13 protein-coding genes are annotated in these 15,847 nt (G+C 71.5%); 7 read left to right on the plus strand and 6 right to left on the minus strand.

Annotation, left to right across the window (positions count from 1 at the left end):
- Nucleotides 1-23: 23 nt before the first annotated feature.
- On the minus strand, nucleotides 24-464 hold the full coding sequence (locus ACI2LY_RS01140; protein ID WP_389000229.1) for a Fur family transcriptional regulator: 441 nt from the start codon (nucleotides 462-464) through the stop codon (nucleotides 24-26).
- 301 nt (nucleotides 465-765) lie between these two features.
- Here ACI2LY_RS01140 and ACI2LY_RS01145 point away from each other — a divergent pair, with 301 nt between their 5' ends.
- Nucleotides 766-1,926, plus strand: a complete 1,161-nt coding sequence (locus ACI2LY_RS01145) for an acyltransferase family protein (RefSeq protein WP_404705246.1) — start codon at nucleotides 766-768, stop codon at nucleotides 1,924-1,926.
- Nucleotides 1,927-1,987: 61 nt separating this feature from the next.
- Here ACI2LY_RS01145 and ACI2LY_RS01150 read toward each other — a convergent pair whose 3' ends face one another.
- The 3 genes from ACI2LY_RS01150 to ACI2LY_RS01160 form a co-directional block, all read right to left on the minus strand.
- Entirely contained in the window at nucleotides 1,988-2,224 is a 237-nt protein-coding gene (locus tag ACI2LY_RS01150) for a chaplin (RefSeq protein WP_350902580.1), read from the minus strand.
- Between the two features lie 301 nt (nucleotides 2,225-2,525).
- Nucleotides 2,526-4,682 carry a discoidin domain-containing protein gene (locus tag ACI2LY_RS01155; protein WP_404705247.1) on the minus strand — a complete coding sequence of 719 codons (2,157 nt, stop codon included), beginning with the start codon at nucleotides 4,680-4,682 and terminating at the stop codon, nucleotides 2,526-2,528.
- A 200-nt stretch (nucleotides 4,683-4,882) separates the two neighbouring features.
- Complete coding sequence (locus tag ACI2LY_RS01160) at nucleotides 4,883-5,974, minus strand: GNAT family N-acetyltransferase (RefSeq protein WP_404705248.1); 1,092 nt, start codon at nucleotides 5,972-5,974, stop codon at nucleotides 4,883-4,885.
- A 289-nt stretch (nucleotides 5,975-6,263) separates the two neighbouring features.
- Here ACI2LY_RS01160 and ACI2LY_RS01165 point away from each other — a divergent pair, with 289 nt between their 5' ends.
- From ACI2LY_RS01165 to ACI2LY_RS01175, 3 genes are all read left to right on the plus strand, one after another.
- Nucleotides 6,264-7,478, plus strand: a complete 1,215-nt coding sequence (locus ACI2LY_RS01165; RefSeq protein ID WP_404705249.1) for a chitinase — start codon at nucleotides 6,264-6,266, stop codon at nucleotides 7,476-7,478.
- Between the two features lie 131 nt (nucleotides 7,479-7,609).
- Nucleotides 7,610-8,380: a polysaccharide lyase family 7 protein gene (locus ACI2LY_RS01170; protein WP_404706453.1), complete on the plus strand. Its 771-nt coding sequence runs from the start codon at nucleotides 7,610-7,612 to the stop codon at nucleotides 8,378-8,380.
- Nucleotides 8,381-8,471: 91 nt separating this feature from the next.
- Nucleotides 8,472-8,921 (plus strand): hypothetical protein, encoded by a 450-nt coding sequence (locus tag ACI2LY_RS01175; protein ID WP_404705250.1) that lies wholly within the window; start codon nucleotides 8,472-8,474, stop codon nucleotides 8,919-8,921.
- Nucleotides 8,922-8,983: 62 nt separating this feature from the next.
- On the opposite strand, the gene ACI2LY_RS01180 is transcribed toward ACI2LY_RS01175, so the two are convergent.
- Both ACI2LY_RS01180 and ACI2LY_RS01185 read right to left on the minus strand, forming a co-directional pair.
- Nucleotides 8,984-12,358, minus strand: coding sequence for a pyruvate carboxylase (locus ACI2LY_RS01180; protein ID WP_404705251.1), 3,375 nt, complete (start codon nucleotides 12,356-12,358; stop codon nucleotides 8,984-8,986).
- Nucleotides 12,359-12,434: 76 nt separating this feature from the next.
- Nucleotides 12,435-13,289, minus strand: a complete 855-nt coding sequence (locus tag ACI2LY_RS01185) for a hypothetical protein (protein WP_404705252.1) — start codon at nucleotides 13,287-13,289, stop codon at nucleotides 12,435-12,437.
- Nucleotides 13,290-13,571: 282 nt separating this feature from the next.
- Here ACI2LY_RS01185 and ACI2LY_RS01190 point away from each other — a divergent pair, with 282 nt between their 5' ends.
- Genes ACI2LY_RS01190 through ACI2LY_RS01200 form a run of 3 tightly spaced genes read left to right on the plus strand, consistent with a single transcriptional unit; the run spans nucleotide 13,572 to nucleotide 15,834 of the window.
- A complete protein-coding gene (locus ACI2LY_RS01190; RefSeq protein WP_404705253.1) occupies nucleotides 13,572-15,086 on the plus strand; it encodes a sensor histidine kinase in 1,515 nt (504 codons plus the stop codon).
- Nucleotides 15,083-15,490: a roadblock/LC7 domain-containing protein gene (locus tag ACI2LY_RS01195; protein WP_161149581.1), complete on the plus strand. Its 408-nt coding sequence runs from the start codon at nucleotides 15,083-15,085 to the stop codon at nucleotides 15,488-15,490. Before ACI2LY_RS01190 ends, ACI2LY_RS01195 begins: the two co-directional genes overlap by 4 nt.
- Nucleotides 15,487-15,834, plus strand: a complete 348-nt coding sequence (locus tag ACI2LY_RS01200) for a DUF742 domain-containing protein (protein WP_389000262.1) — start codon at nucleotides 15,487-15,489, stop codon at nucleotides 15,832-15,834. Before ACI2LY_RS01195 ends, ACI2LY_RS01200 begins: the two co-directional genes overlap by 4 nt.
- Nucleotides 15,835-15,847: the final 13 nt, after the last annotated feature.

Raw genomic sequence — 15,847 nt, forward strand, 5'->3', positions numbered from 1 at the left:
GAAAGGGCGAGATAACCCGGCGCTCAGGAGCTGCGGCCGGTGGAACAGTCGGAGCAGGTGCCCCAGTACACGACCTCGGCCTCGTCGATGGCGAAGCCCCGGTTGTCGGAGGCGGTCAGGCACGGCGCGTGACCCACCGCGCAGTCGACGTCGGCGACGGCGCCGCAGGAGCGGCACACCGCGTGGTGGTGGTTGTCGCCGACGCGTCCCTCGAATCGGGCGGCGCTGCCGGCCGGTTCGATGCGGCGTATGAGACCCGCCGCGGTGAGCGCGTGCAGGGCCTCGTAGACGGCCTGTACGGAGATGTGGCCGACTCGCTCGCGGACCTGCGCGGCGATCGCCTCGGCACCGAGGTGGTCGCCCGCGCGGACGGTATCCAGCAGCGCGACGCGGGCCGCCGTGACGCGGAGGCCCGCACCGCGCAGTTCCGCGGCGGCGGTGGTCGGAGGCTGGGATGCGGTCATGAGAGAAACCTAGCGCCATAAACACGAGAGATTCAAGAAAACGAGCCATACAAGTCTTTGACTTCTTAGAGCGACCAGCCGGACACCATGACGTACCAGTACAAAACGGAACCCGAGGTGGTGGTTCCCCGCCGTGGCCCCGCTCACTCGTCCGGGTGCTCCGGGCCCGCCATCCGTGGCAGGGCGAGGGGTGTCTCGTTCGGCAGCAGTGTGACGTTTCCGGCATGACGTGAATGTGGGGGTGTGGCAGGGCAGCAGTCCCCTTCATGCCCCACGCGAACCTCCAGCGGCAGGTGATTGGATGACCACGGCGACGACCCGGACGCCCCGGACGCCGCCCACACGGCCCGACGCGGCCGGTGCCGCCTCCCCATCGGACGGCGTCAGACCCTCGCTGCCCTCGCTCACCGGACTGCGCTGGGTGGCGGCCCTGCTGGTGTTCGGACTGCACATCAACAACTTCGGCTACCTCGGCGGCCAGGCCGGGCGGCTCGTGTCCTGGGCCTTCACCCCCGGCGGCACCGGGGTGTCGTTCTTCTTCGTGCTGTCCGGCTTCGTGCTGACCTGGTCGGCCCGGCCCGGCGACCGGGCGCCCGGCTTCTGGCGGCGGCGGATCGCCCGGGTCTACCCGGTGCACCTGGCCACCGCCGTGCTCGCGGTCACCATCGCCTTCGCCATGGGCAAGCCCGCCCTCCCGACCTGGAAGCAGACCCTGGCGAACGTGTCGCTGGTGCACTCCTGGTGGCAGCCCTGGTGGCAGACGCTCAACCCGGTCAGCTGGTCGCTGGCCTGCGAGGCGTTCTTCTACGCGCTCTTCCCGGCCCTCTTCTGGCTGCTACGGCGGCTGAACGCACGCGGCACGCTCGTCCTGGGCGGCTTCGCGGCGGTGACCGCGCTGGTCCTGGCCTGGGCGGACGCCCACCACTGGCTGAACCAGCCGATGTACTCGCTGCCCCTGGCCCGGCTCCCGGAGTTCGTGCTCGGCACGGTCACCGCGCGGCTGGTGCTGCTCGACCGCTGGCGGGGTCCCGGCCTGGAGGGCTCGCTCGCCCTGGCCATCCTCGGCTACTTCCTCGTCCCCCAGGTGGCGCCCGGCTACGCGGCCACATCCTGCACGCTGGCCGGGTTCACCCTGCTCATCCCGGCGGCGGCGATGGCGGACCTGCGCGGGCTGCCCTCGCTGTGGCGGGGGCGGCGGATGGTGCGGCTCGGGGAGCTGTCGTTCGCGTTCTACATGGTCCATCTGCTGGTGCTGCGCGCGGGCATCTCCGTCCTGGGCGACAAGCCGCGGTTCGGCGCGGCGGCCGGGATCGGGGTGACCGCGGCGGCGTTCGCGCTCTCGCTCGGGCTGTCCTGGGCGCTGTTCGAGGGCGTGGAGCGTCCGGTACGGCGCCTGCTGTTGCGGGGCGGCCGGACGAAGGAGCGGCCCCAGCTCCAGAAGGAACCGGTCGCGGCCGACTGATCCACCACAGCCGGGTGCCGGCCCCTCGCTGAAGAGGGACCGGCACCCTTCGCGTACTCCGTCAGGAGTTGGCGCAGATGTTGCCGAACGCGGGGTTCAGCAGGCCCACGACGTCGATCGTGTTGCCGCACAGGTTGACCGGGATCTCCACCGGGACCTGGATGACGTTGCCGGAGGCGACGCCGGGGCTGTTGGCGGCGACGCCGGTGGTCGGGTCCGGGTCGGCCGCCTGGGCCGCCGTGGCGCCGGAGAGGGCAAGTGCGCCCGCGAGGACGGCTGTTGCAGCAAGCTTACGCATACGCATGAGATGCCTCACTGGTCGAGATTGGGACTCTTCCATCAGAGCGGCAGCTCAGGCGGGGCGCCCGCCGTACTACTCCGTTCGGGCTGGTGGCCCCCGGTCCGGGGGTCGTCCGAGGCGGGAGCGGAGGGCTCCCGGTGGGTGAAGTCGGCCCGGCCGCCCAGGGGTTGTCCTGGACGACCGGCCGCTCGGACGCCTGGCCGGGCCGGGGGCCGTGACGGCGGGCCGCGCGGCCCGCCGTGCACGCCACCCTAGGCGCGTCGCGCGGACCCCGCCTTCCGGGCTCCGCGCACCCGCGCTACGGGAACTGCGTGATCTTGGACGGGATGGTGTCCGACCCCGAGGTGGGGGCGCCGGTGTTGTTGACGACGTGGGCGTACTGGCCCTTGCCGCCGAGCGAGATCACCAGGATGTCGTGCAGCTTGACCCCGGAGTTCACCGGGACCTGGAAGCCGTGCGCCTGGACGATGGAGGAGTCCGTGGTGAAGTTGCAGTAGCTCCCCAGACCCCATGCCTCGTGCGAGGTGACCGAGTCGGCGACCTTGTAGGCCGCGTAGCCGACGATGCCGTCATGGGTGATGGCGGCGGAGTTGGGCACGTCGTACGCCTTCTCGTTCTGGAAGAAGATCGTGCGCCCACGCTGCCCGGCCCAGTACACGTCGTACTTGTTGTAGTGCTCGACGAACAGGCCGGTGGCCAGGACGTCGTTGCCGTTCACGCGGAGGCCGTAGTCGGCGCGGTTGGTGTCCCAGCCGACTCCGCTGCCGTGGTCGGCGCGCCAGAGCCAGGTGTGGTCGATGACGACGTTGTTGCTGTTGACCACGACCGAGTTGGTGGCGAGGCCGGGCCCGGCACCGCCGATGCGCACGAACACGTCCTGCATGGTGGTGGGGTTGGCCGAGTGGTCGGCGGTGGAGCCGGCCGGGCCGATCCGCAGCAGCGTGTCGGAGTTGGCGCTGCCCGCGTCGATGAGGAAGCCCGCGAGCTTCACGCCGTCCACGTCGGCCACGTGCATGGCGTCGACGCCGTTGTCCGGCACGATGGTGGCGAGGCCGAGGCCGAGGACCACGGTGTTGGCGCGGTTGACCTCGATGGCCCGGTCCAGGTGGTAGACACCCGGCGTGAACAGCAGGTTCAGGCCCTGGGCGAGCGCCTGGTTGATGGTGGCGGCGGTGGCGCCGGGCTTGACCACGTAGAACTGGTCGAGCGGCAGCGAGGTCCCCGCGTTGGCGGGCCAGGACACACCCCGCGCGTTGGTGCGCTTGGCCGGGACGAACACCTTGTACGTGGAGCCGTCGAGGTAGAGGAACGGCTTCTCGCGCGAGACCGGGGTGTTGTCCAGCGTGGTGTACGGGCCGCTGTCGAAGTTGGTCGCGGGCGCGCCCTGGACACCGCTGAAGACCATGTTCCAGACGCCGTTGGTCCAGCCGCCGACCGAGCTGTCACGGGTGTACCACTGCTGCTGGGAGTAGGGGCCCACCGTGCCGTCGATCTTCGAGTCCGCGATGTAGCCGCCGGACGCCCAGCCGTAGCCGTTGGGCGAGAGGTTGAGCCCGCCCTGGACGTGGATACGGCGGAACGGGGCGGCCTGGGCGACGGCCCAGCGGTCGGTGCCGTTGACCGGGCGGATGGCGAGGTTCTCCGCCGAACGCCAGAAGTTCTGCGTGGCGTTGCCGTTGAACCAGCCCGCGTCCACGGTGATGTCACCGTTGATCTGGACGTCGTCGGGGTTGAGCCCGAGGCCGGAGATCGAGGTGTAGAAGCCGAGCTGGGCGTTGATGTTGTTGTACGTGCCGGGCTTCATCAGGAACTGGTAGCGGGCGGAGCCGAACTGGTTCGACTCCTGACTGGCGAAGACGCTGTCGAACTTCTGCTGGAGGTTCGGCGTGCTCGGGTCGACGACGATCACATTGGGGCCGAGGTCGCCGCCGCCCTGCACCGGCGGGACACCGGTGGTGCCGGTGTGCACGGCCATCTCCCACAGCGAGTAGCCGTACGTCGTGCCGCGGGCGGTCCCGTTGATGCGGACGTAGCGGCCGGAGCCGCTCACCGCGTACGAGCTGGTGCCGCCCGTGCCGCCGGTGACGGTCTTGAGGGTGGTCCAGTTGGTGCCGTCGGTCGAGCTCTGGAGCTGGAAGTCCTTGCCGTAGGCGGCTTCCCAGTTCAGGTCGATGCCGCACAGGTCCTGCACCGAGCCGAGGTCGACGCGGAGCCACTGCGGGTCGGCGAACGCGCTGGACCAGCGGGTGCCCGTGTCGCCGTCGAAGGCGGCGGAGGCCGGGGTGCCCGCGTTCTCGGTGGAGGACGCGGTCGCGGGCTTGCCCTGCGCGGCGTTGGCGGTGTTGCAGCCCGCCTGGGCGGCGTCCGTGGCGGCGACGGCCGGTGGTTGGAGGGTGGGCAGGGCGAGCAGTGCTGCCGTGGCGGCGAGCGCTGTCCCCAGGGATCTCAGTCTCATTGCGGCTCCCTGCGACTGCGGGACCGGGAGACCGGCCCCTGCTTAGTTCATGTTTTGATTTAAGGGATGAACCAAAGCGGCGCAAGCCTTCGGAAGCCAAATCCTTCGCGCACATGGGCGTTCACACCCAGCGGCTGTTCACATGCGGGCGGGACTGTCCGGACCATGTGCTTTGGTCCCGACAGCCCCGCCCGGCGGGCTCAGCGGCCCGGCCGCCCCTGGGTGCGTAGTTGACCGACCGTCTTCAGCAACCGATCGGCGGGCGCCAGCAGTTGGGGATGGGCCAGCACGGTGTTACGCAGTCCGCGCACCGGCCGACGCCACACCCGCTGGGCCATGGCCACCGGATGAGCGCGGGCCGCGAAGCCCTCGCCGACCCGCAGTTCGCGGGTCTTGAGCCAGTCCTTGTACTCCTTGTCGCCGCGGCCGAGGTCGACCAGGGTCACCCCGCTGCGGGCGGCGCCCTCGGCCGTGCGCAGGTGCATCATCAACCCTGGTGAGTAGTAGTGCAGTTCGGGGTCGTAGGCGGTGAACCAGGCGGCCAGGACGGTGCTGGAGCGGGGCCCGAAGTGGGCGGCGACCGGACGGTCGCCCGCGTACAGCACGGAGAGCACGCCGGTGAAGTGCTCCTCGCGGACATGGAAGAGGTGGTTCACCAGGTCCACGATCCAGGGGCGGGAGAAGCGGTCCATGCGGCCGGTGCGGCGGTACTGGGCCGACTTCCAGCGCATCAGGGTGCGCAGCACCTTCGGGTCGCGCTCGTCGAAGACGAACCGCACCTCGCCGATGTCCCGGCCGAGCCTGCGCTCCTTCTTCAGGGTGGTCTTGGCGAGTCCGGGGTAGGTGGCGCGCAGCCACTCGGCATAGGTGCCGTCGCCGGGCTTCACGTCGATGACGGGCGAGGCGAAGGTGCCGGTGAGGTGCGGGGCGAACGGCCGCTGTTCCTGCACGAGATGGTCGAACTCGAAGATGCTGAGCCCGCAGGCGCGCAGGAGTTCGGCCGCGTCCCAGGTGACGCCGGGCCGGTGCACGAGGGCCTGGCAGTCGGAGAGTCCGAGGCCGATGGCCCGCCCGGTGCCGAACGGCCCCCGTTCATAAGGGAGGAAGCCGACCGGCTCACCGCCTTCGCGGAGCACCGCGATGCGGACGCCGCCGCGATGGCGGCCGACCCCGATGGCGAACTCCGGTGCGAGGAAGGGGTTGGCGTACTCGGGTGACTCGTCCATCGCCCGGTGCCAGGCCCCGCGCAGCGCGGAGGTCAGTTCGCCGGGTCTGTGAATGGTGATCTCCACCGTGGTTCGCCCCGCCCTTCGTGTGATCGCTCCCCGTCGCGCACCGCCGCTCAAACGTGGCGAAACAGTACGCACAGCGTCAAGGGTGCCCCAGAGGGCGGACGCTCCGCCACGGGTACGCGCAGATCGGCCGGTTCGGCAAGTGCCCTGCACAGGACGGTCGTTCACTTACTCCTCGGTAAAGAGACGGTTTGGTCCAGTCCAAAGACGCGTATTGGACTAGACCAAGAGGGAGGCTGTCCACGAGTCTTGCACTCCCCCCTCCCCCACCCCCCTCTGGAGGCTCTGAGTGAGACGTCTTCGGGCATGTCTGGGCGCGGCCGCCGCCGTCACGCTGGCCGCGGCCGGTACGACGGCACTGGTCGCGGGCAGCGCCTCGGGCGCCGCGAGCGCGCTCGACAACCGCTGGTACGCGGCGGCCCCCTATCTGATGCCGACGGACAACGACCCGCCGAACGCGGCCGCCATCATGGACGCCACCGGCCTCAAGGCGTTCCAACTGGCGTTCGTGCTGGCCCCCAACGGCGGTGGCTGCTCCCCGACCTGGGGCGGCACCTCGCCGGTCTCCTCCGACACCGCCGTGCAGTCGGTGATCAACACCATCCGGTCCAAGGGCGGTGACGTCTCCATCTCGATCGGTGGCTACGGCGGCACCAAGCTGGGCCAGACCTGCGCCGACCCGGCGGCCACGGCGGCGGCCTACCAGCAGGTCATCACCAAGTACGGCCTGCACGCCATCGACTTCGACCTGGAGGAGCCGGAGTACGAGAACACCGCGGCCATCCACAACGAGATCGGCGCGGCCAAGATCCTCCAGCAGAACAACCCCGGCCTGTACGTCTCGGTGACCACGGCCGGTACGGCGGACGGCACCGGCTGGTTCGGCAAGCAGATGCTGCTGGAGGCGAAGTCCCAGGGCTTCACCCCCAACAACTTCTCCATCATGCCGTTCGACGGCGGCTTCAACGGCGCGGCGAGCCAGACCAGCGCGCTGGCCAACTTCAACGGCGTCCTGCGCTCCACCTTCGGCTGGGACGAGGCCACGGCTTACGCGCACGAGGGCTTCTCCGGGATGAACGGCCGCAGTGACACCGGGGAGTACTTCTCCCAGGCCGACTTCCAGACCGTGCTGGACTTCGCCACCGGCCACCACATGGACCGCTTCACGTTCTGGAGTCTGAACCGGGACCGCCAGTGCACCCCGGCGGACAACGGCGGCCGTACGTCCGGCACTTGCTCCAGCGTGGCCCAGAGTGCCTGGGACTTCGCCAAGTTCTCGGTGAAGTTCGCCGGTGCCACCCCGCCCGGCTCGACGCCCACCCCGACCCCCACGCCGCCGAATCCCGGCAACTCCTGCAAGGCCGCCTGGAGTTCGTCGGCCGTGTACGTCGCCGGGGACGAGGCGTCCTACAACCACCACAACTGGAAGGCCAAGTGGTGGACCCAGAACGAGACGCCGAACGGCTCCGACTGGGGTCCGTGGCAGGACGAGGGCTCCTGCTGATGCCGTGAACCCTTGACGGGCCTGGACCGGACCTTTAGCTTCACGGGTCATCGACGTCCAAGGATGCGTTCGGCGTTCAACATGCTGAACGCATCCGGCCCGGCGGGAGGACCCCCACCATGACCCCCCACATGACCCGTTCCCGGCTTCTCGCGGCGGCCGCCGCGAGCCTCGCCCTCACTCTCGGCGCCCTCGGCGGCACCGCGCACGCGGCCGACCCGGGCAAGGCGCCCGGCGGCAACTTCGACCTCGCCGTCTGGCAGCTGCAGGAGCCGGTCGGCTCCCCCGGCTCCCCCACCACGATCCCCTCGTCCCGGCTGCGCGGCGCCAACGGCTACCAGGACGCGTACTTCTACACCGACACCCGCGACGGCGCGATGACCTTCTGGGCGCCCGAGAAGGGCGTCACCACGCCGAACTCGAACTACGCCCGCTCCGAGCTGCGCGAGATGAACCGCGACGGCGGCGCCGCCGACTGGGCGCTCGGCGGCACGCACCGGATGAACGCGACCCTCAGGGTGGTGTCGGTGACCAAGAACGTCTGCGTCGGACAGATCCACCTCGGCTCCGGCGGCTCCTCCACCAAGCCGCTGCTGGAGCTCTACTACCACGCGGACGGCGACATCGTCCTGGGCACCGAGAACTCCCCCTCCGGCGGCCAGACCCCGCACACGGTCGGCCATGTGTCGCTCGGCAAGACCTGGACGTACAGCATCGCCGTGACCGGCGGGAACACCATCGAGCTGACCGTCAACGGCAGCACCACGCGCTACCCGATCCCCGCGTCCTTCAACCCGTACAAGCAGTACTTCAAGGCCGGGTCCTACAACCAGTCGTCCTCGGACTCGACCACCAACGGCGCCCGGGTCGCGTTCTACGGGCTGACCGTCCAGCACGGGTGACCCACGCTCCCACCTGCGCGAGTGGTGCATTCGGGCGAACGGTCGTAGCGTCGGCTCACGGTCGGACACAGCACGACAGGTGGGAGCGACCATGCGCGGATCACTGGTGGGAACGACGGTCACCCTGGCGGCGGGAGCCCTGCTCACCGCGGCGATGACGACGGCGTCGGCCAGCCCGCCGACGGCCCCCCAGCCACAGCGGACCGCGCCCGTGCTCGTCGACTGCCAGTGGAAGAAGGACGTGCGCCCGGCCGACTTCCTGCTGGCCTGCGGCGACGGCAACAGTCGGCTCAGCGGACTGAAGTGGTACAAGTGGGACTCGGAGTCGGCCGTGGCCGAGGGCCTGAACGTGGTCAACGACTGCAAGCCGTACTGCGCCAAGGGCGTCTTCCGCTCCTACCACGTCACCGTGCGCCTCGACCGTCCGGCCGCGTGGAAGAAGAACCCGGACGTCCAGCGCTACACCCGGATGAGCGTGACGTACGACGACGCGCGCCCGAAGGGCTTCACGCAGACCATGGTCTACCCGCTCTGGGACTGATCCCGCCCGTACGCCGTCCGCTCCGGCCCCCGGTACGAGGGGCCGGAGCGGACGCGGGCGGCTCAGCCCAGCTCGACCAGCAGGTCTCCGCCCTCCACCTGCTGGATGCGGTTGATCGCCAGCCGGGACACCCGGCCGGCCTTCGGCGCGGTGATCGTCGCCTCCATCTTCATCGCCTCGATGGTGGCCACGGTCTCCCCTGCCGCCACCTCGGCGCCCTCCTCCACCGCGAGCGTCACCACCCCGGCGAACGGCGCCGCGACATGGCCGGAGTTCGTACGGTCGGCCTTCTCCGTCACCGGTACGTCCGTGGCGGCCGAGCGGTCGCGGACCTGGATGGGCCGGAGCTGACCGTTCAGGGTGGACATCACCGTGCGCATACCGCGCTCGTCCGCCTCGCCGACCGCCTGCAGCTCGATCAGCAGCCGCACTCCGGGCTCCAGGTCGACGGCGTACTCCTTGGCCGGGCGCAGGCCGTAGAAGAACGACTTGCTGTCCAGCACGCTGGTGTCGCCGTACGCCTGCCGGTGGGTGTCGAACTCGCCGGTCGGGCCGGGGAACAGCAGCCGGTTCAGGGTGGGCTTCGGGTCCTTCTCCAGCCCCTCGCGGTCCTCGGCGGACAGTTCCCGCACCGGCTTGGCCTCGGCGCGGCCGCGCAGCGCCTTGGTGCGGAACGGCTCCGGCCAGCCGCCGGGCGGGGTGCCCAGCTCGCCGCGGAGGAAGCCGATCACCGAGTCCGGGATGTCGAAGCGGTCCGGGTCGGCCTCGAAGTCGTCCGGCGAGACGCCCGCGCCGACCAGGTGCAGGGCGAGGTCGCCGACCACCTTGGAGGACGGGGTGACCTTGACCAGGCGGCCGAGGATGCGGTCGGCGGCCGCGTACATCGCCTCGATCTCCTCGAAGCGGTCGCCGAGGCCCAGCGCGACGGCCTGGGTGCGCAGGTTGGAGAGCTGGCCGCCGGGGATCTCGTGGTGGTAGACGCGGCCGGTCGGGGAGGCGAGGCCCGCCTCGAAGGGGGCGTAGACCTTGCGCACGCCCTCCCAGTACGGCTCCAGCTCCTCCACCGCGTGCAGGCTGAGCCCGGTGGGGCGCGCGGAGTGGTCGGTGGCGGCGACCAGGGCGGAGAGCGAGGGCTGCGAGGTCGTCCCGGCCATGGAGGCGACGGCGCCGTCCACCGCGTCGACGCCCGCCTGGATCGCGGCGAGGTAGGTGGCGAGCTGGCCACCGGCCGTGTCGTGAGTGTGCAGATGCACGGGCAGCCCGAACTCGCTCCGCAGCGCGGTGACCAGCTTCGTGGCGGCGGGCGCGCGCAGCAGGCCCGCCATGTCCTTGATGGCGATGACGTGCGCCCCGGCCTCGACGATCCGCTCGGCCAGCTTCAGGTAGTAGTCGAGCGTGTAGAGCCGCTCGGCGGGGTCGCTGAGGTCGGCGGTGTAGCAGAGGGCGACCTCGGCGATCGCGGTGCCGGTCCCGCGCACGGCGTCGATGGCGGGCCGCATCTGGTCGACGTCGTTCAGCGCGTCGAAGATGCGGAAGATGTCGACGCCGGTGGCGGCCGCCTCCCGTACGAAGGCGTCGGTGACCTCGGTGGGGTACGGGGTGTAGCCGACGGTGTTGCGGCCGCGCAGCAGCATCTGCAGACAGATGTTGGGCACCGCCTCGCGCAGTGCGGCCAGCCGCTCCCACGGGTCCTCGGCGAGGAAGCGCAGCGCCACGTCGTAGGTGGCGCCGCCCCAGCACTCCAGGGACAGCAGCTCGGGCAGGGTGCGGGCGACGACGGGGGCGACCGCGAGCAGGTCCTTGGTGCGCACCCGGGTGGCCAGCAGCGACTGGTGGGCGTCGCGGAAGGTGGTGTCGGTGACGCCGAGCGCCGGGGACTCGCGCAGTTCGCGGGCGAAGCCCTCGGGGCCGAGGTGGACCAGGCGCTGCCGGGAGCCCGCCGGGGGCTCGCCTGCCGGAAGGGCGGGCAACTTGGTGACGGGGTCGAGGAGTTCGGGGCGCTCGCCGTGCGGCTTGTTGACGGTGACGTCGGCGAGGAAGGTGAGCAGCTTGGTGCCCCGGTCGGCCGAGTGACGGGACGTCAGCAGGTAGGGGCGCTCCTCGATGAACGAGGTGGTGACGCGTCCGGCGCGGAAGTCGGGGTCGTCCAGTACGGCTTGCAGGAAGGGGATGTTGGTGGAGACGCCCCGGATGCGGAACTCGGCGACCGCGCGCCGGGCGCGGCCGACGGCGGCCTGGAAGTCCCGTCCCCGGCAGGTGAGTTTGACCAGCATGGAGTCGAAGTGGGCGCTGATCTCGGTGCCCGCGTGGGTGGTTCCGCCGTCGAGCCGGATGCCGGAGCCGCCGGGTGAGCGGTACGCGCTGATCAGGCCGGTGTCCGGGCGGAAGCCGTTGGCGGGGTCCTCGGTGGTGATCCGGCACTGGAGGGCGGCGCCGCGCAGGGTGATCCGGTCCTGGGAGAGCCCGAGGTCGGCGAGGGTCTCCCCGGCGGCGATGCGCATCTGGGACTGGACGAGGTCGACGTCGGTGACCTCCTCGGTGACCGTGTGCTCGACCTGGATGCGGGGGTTCATCTCGATGAAGACGTGGTTGCCGTCCCGGTCGAGCAGGAACTCCACGGTGCCCGCGTTGCGGTAGCCGATCTCGCGGGCGAAGCGCACGGCGTCGGCGCAGATCCGGTCCCGCAGCTCCGGGTCGAGGTTGGGCGCGGGGGCCAGCTCGATGACCTTCTGGTGGCGGCGCTGGAGCGAGCAGTCGCGTTCGTAGAGGTGGATCACGTCGCCCTCGCCGTCGGCGAGGATCTGCACCTCGATGTGGCGGGGGTCCACGACGGCCTTCTCCAGGAAGACGGTCGGGTCGCCGAAGGCGGACTCGGCCTCGCGGGAGGCGGCCTCGATGGACTCGCGGAGCTGGGCGGGCTCCTCGACCCGGCGCATGCCCCGGCCGCCGCCGCCCGCGACAGCCTTGACGAAGACGGGGAAGCCGATGTCGTCGGCGGCGCGCACCAGTTCGTCCACGTCGTTGGAGGGCGCGGAGGAGCCGAGCACGGGCACCCCGGCCGCGCGGGCTGCGGCGACGGCGCTGGCCTTGTTGCCGGTGAGTTCGAGGATGTCGGCGCTGGGGCCGACGAAGGTGATGCCCGCCTCCTCGCAGGCGCGGGCCAGCTCGGGGTTCTCCGAGAGGAAGCCGTAGCCGGGGTACACGGCGTCCGCCCCGGCGCGGCGGGCGGCGGTCACGATCTCGTCGACGGAGAGGTAGGCGCGGACGGGGTGTCCGGGCTCGCCGATCTCGTACGCCTCGTCGGCCTTGAGCCGGTGCAGCGAGTTGCGGTCCTCATGGGGGAAGACGGCCACCGTGCGCGCGCCGAGTTCGTAGCCCGCCCGGAACGCGCGGATGGCGATCTCTCCGCGGTTGGCTACCAGCACCTTGCGGAACATCTGGGATTCCCTTCAGCCTGCCGGCGACGTACGCCATGGTGTCAGCCACGTCCTGCCCCCGTACTTCGCGGAAACACTAGGGGGTGCGCGCTCCGGCCGAAGTGCGAAAACCATCACATTGACGTGTCCGCGCCGGGTCGGTCGGAAGTACGGGCGGGATGCGGGGATTCGGGACCGGAGGCGCGGGCGGGGCGGTGGGCGGGTATACCGGCCGGGGCCGGGGCTTCCCGGCGTAGGGCAGGCGGAGGCGGCGGCCGCGCAGCAGGCCGAGGAGGACCGCGGCGGACACGGCGACGAGGTGCTCGCGCCCGGCGAGGTTGGGCACGGCGAGGGACTCCCACACCATCGATCCGCCTGTCAGGGTGAAAACCACGGGGGCGCGCCGGACCACGGCCAGATAGGTGAACAGGCCCACGACGGCCGCCGACGGGCCGGTGTCGAGGACGGCGCCGTACTCGGCGGGCAGGCCGAATCCCCACCAGCCGGGGCCCAGCTCGATCATCAGCCGGGCGGTCAGGGTGCCGGCCAGCGTGGTGACGTAGGCGATGGCCAGGGTCCGGACGCGGCCGAGGACCAGTTCGGCGAGCGCGAAGGCCAGGAACAGCTGGGTGATGCCCGCCCATACCGGCAGGTCGAGCGCGGGGACGTACAGCGAGACGGGGGTGCGCAGCAGGGAGAGCCAGAGCGGGAGGTCGGCGGTGACGCCGCCGAGCCGCCGGACCCAGGTGGCGCCGAGGGGGTGCTGGGCCAGGTCGTGGAAGAGGATGACGCCGAACGCGGCGACGAAGGCCAGGAGCAGCCCGGACAGTCCGCGGTGGGCGAGGCGGCGTACCGGGTCGACGACGACGGCGTGCCATTCGCCACGCAGGGTGCGGCCGGTGAACCGGGCCGCGCGCACGAGGAGCCGCCACGCTCCCAGGTCCCCCGCCACGTGCCGCTCCCCCTTCGCCGTCACCCCCGCCGGGGCGGGCGGTCTCAGTTCAGCGGGCCGGGAACCGGGAGTCAAGATCTACGGCTTCGGTGGATACGCCACCAGCGCCCGGTTCATGGCCAACGCCACGATTTGAACGTCCACTTCATGGGAGGCCGCTGCTTTCTTTCCATTTTGATCATCAACTCTCGTATAGTGACCGCCGGTTCACCCAAGACACTGTTTCTTGTCGTTTCTCGTCTCCCGACCACCCCCGATTGCCGCGAGGACCAGACCGGACCGATGACCGCGCCCACACCCCCTGGCGACCGCCCAGCCCTCCGTACGCCCGCCCTCGCCCTGGCCGCCACCGCCGTCCTGTCGGCGCTCGCGCTCGGCGCGGCCGTGGCGGTGGCCCCCCACGCGGCGCGCACCGCGCTGCTGTGGGCCGGGGGTTCGGCGGCGGTGGTGCTGTGTGTCGCGGTGACCGTGGCCGCCCATGCCCGGGGCACCGCCCGCAGCGCCCGGCACCGGCTGCAGAACGCGCTGGCCGACGTGGCCCGGCTGGAGCGGGAGCGGACCTCGGCGACCGAGGAGACCCGTCGGGAGCAGCAGCGGCTCATCGACGAACTCGCTGCTCAGCGAGCGGAGTTCAGCACCGAGCGGGTCCGGCTGGAGAAGGACGGCGCGCGGGAGTCGGAGCGGCTGCGCGGCGAGGTGCTGCGGCTGTCCGGCGACCTGGAGAAGGCCCGGCGCGAGCGGGCGGCGGCCATCTCGGCCACCTCCAACACGGCGGGCCGGATGCAGGCGCTGGCCACGGCCACCCTGGCCGACCTGCGGGCGATGGAGGAACGGCACGGCGACGAGGACGTGCTGGCCGACCTGCTGCATCTGGACCACCGCACCGCGCAGGCCGGACGGCTGGCGGACTCCATCGCCGTGCTGACCGGGGCGCGTTCGGGACGCCGGTGGGCGCGGCCCATCGCCATGGAGTCCATCCTGCGCGGCGCGATGGGCCGGATCGGCGGCTACCGGCGGGTGCGGGTGCACTCCGTCAGCGCGGTCGCCGTCGCCGGGCACGCGGCCGAGGGTGTGATGCACGCGCTGGCCGAACTCCTGGACAACGCCACGAACTTCTCCCCGCCGACCGCCGAGGTCCATGTCTATGTGGAGGAGGTCCCGGCCGGGGTCATCGTCTCCGTGGAGGACAGCGGCCTGGTGATGGGCGATGTCCAACTGCGGCGCGCGGAGCGGGCGGTGACCGGTGACGTGTCCGGACTGGGCGGTCTGACCGGTACCCGGCTCGGGCTCGCGGTGGTCGGCAGACTGGCCCGCAAGCACGGCCTGAAGGTGTCGTTCCGCCCCTCGGCCCGCGGCGGCACCGGCGTGCTGATGCTCGTACCGCAGGAGATCCTGACCAGCCCCGCTCCCGCCGCCCCCGTGGCCGAGCGCCCCGCCGCCCCGGCCGTACCGGCCACACCGGTCCATGAGTCGCCCGCGCCGCCCGCCGACGAGGTGAACGGGCTGCCCAAGCGGCGGCGCGGGCGCACGCTGGCCGAGGCCGAGCGGTCCCGGTCGGCCGCGCCCGACGACACCGGGCGGACCGCGCCCGACCCCGACCAGGCCAAGGTCCGCGCGGCCCGCTTCAGCAGCTTCCGCAAGGCGGTCCGGCCCGGCAGCGCAGCCGAGGACCCGGCCCCGCACACCCGGCCCGGCGAGTCGCCCGCGAGCGACCCGGCCGACACCCCCGATGTCTCCCGTCCCACCCCTCCCCCCACGCAACCGCACACGCATCTGGAAGGCGACCCCACCTCATGACCGGCCCGACCACCGCCGACGACACGCTCACCTGGCTCCTCGAGGGCCTGCTGGAGAAGACTCCGGGCGCCCGGCACGCGCTCGTCCTCTCCCGTGACGGCCTCAAGCTGTGCCGCACACCGGAGTTGTCCGTCGACCAGGCGGACCAGCTCGCCGCGATCGCCGCGGGCATCCAGTCGCTGTCGCACGGGGCGTCCGTGGAGTTCGGCGACGGCAGCGGCGGCGTCCGCTCGGCCATGGCCGAGTTCTACGGCGGTGTGCTCTTCATCGTCGAGGCGGGCCAGGGCGCCCACCTGGCCGTGGTGACCAGCGAGGACGCCGACCCCGGAGTGGTCGGCCACACGATGAGCGAACTGGTGGAACAGCTCGGCGAGCACCTGACCGCTCCGCCCCGCTCCTCATGAGCCGACCGGGCAGGGACGACGCTCCCGACCGTCTCTACACCATCACGCGGGGACGGATCGGGACCGGCGTCGGCAGTCCGCTGGACCTGGTCACGCTGATCGTCGCCGAGTCGGCGGCGGCCACCGGCATGCAGTCCGAGCATGTGGCCATCCTGCGGCTGGCGGAGTTCCCCACCTCGGTGGTGGAGATCGCCGCCGAACTGCGCCTGCCCGTCAGCATCACCAAGGTGCTGCTGTCCGACCTCCTGGCCACCGGCCATGTCAGCGCCCGCCATCCGCGCCGCCCCGCCATCACCGACCCCGACATCCTGGAGCAGGTGCTCGTTGGACTCCGCAATCTCTGACGCGCGCACCCCG

This window comes from Streptomyces sp. NPDC002176 (assembly GCF_044903645.1).
Taxonomy (GTDB): domain Bacteria; phylum Actinomycetota; class Actinomycetes; order Streptomycetales; family Streptomycetaceae; genus Streptomyces.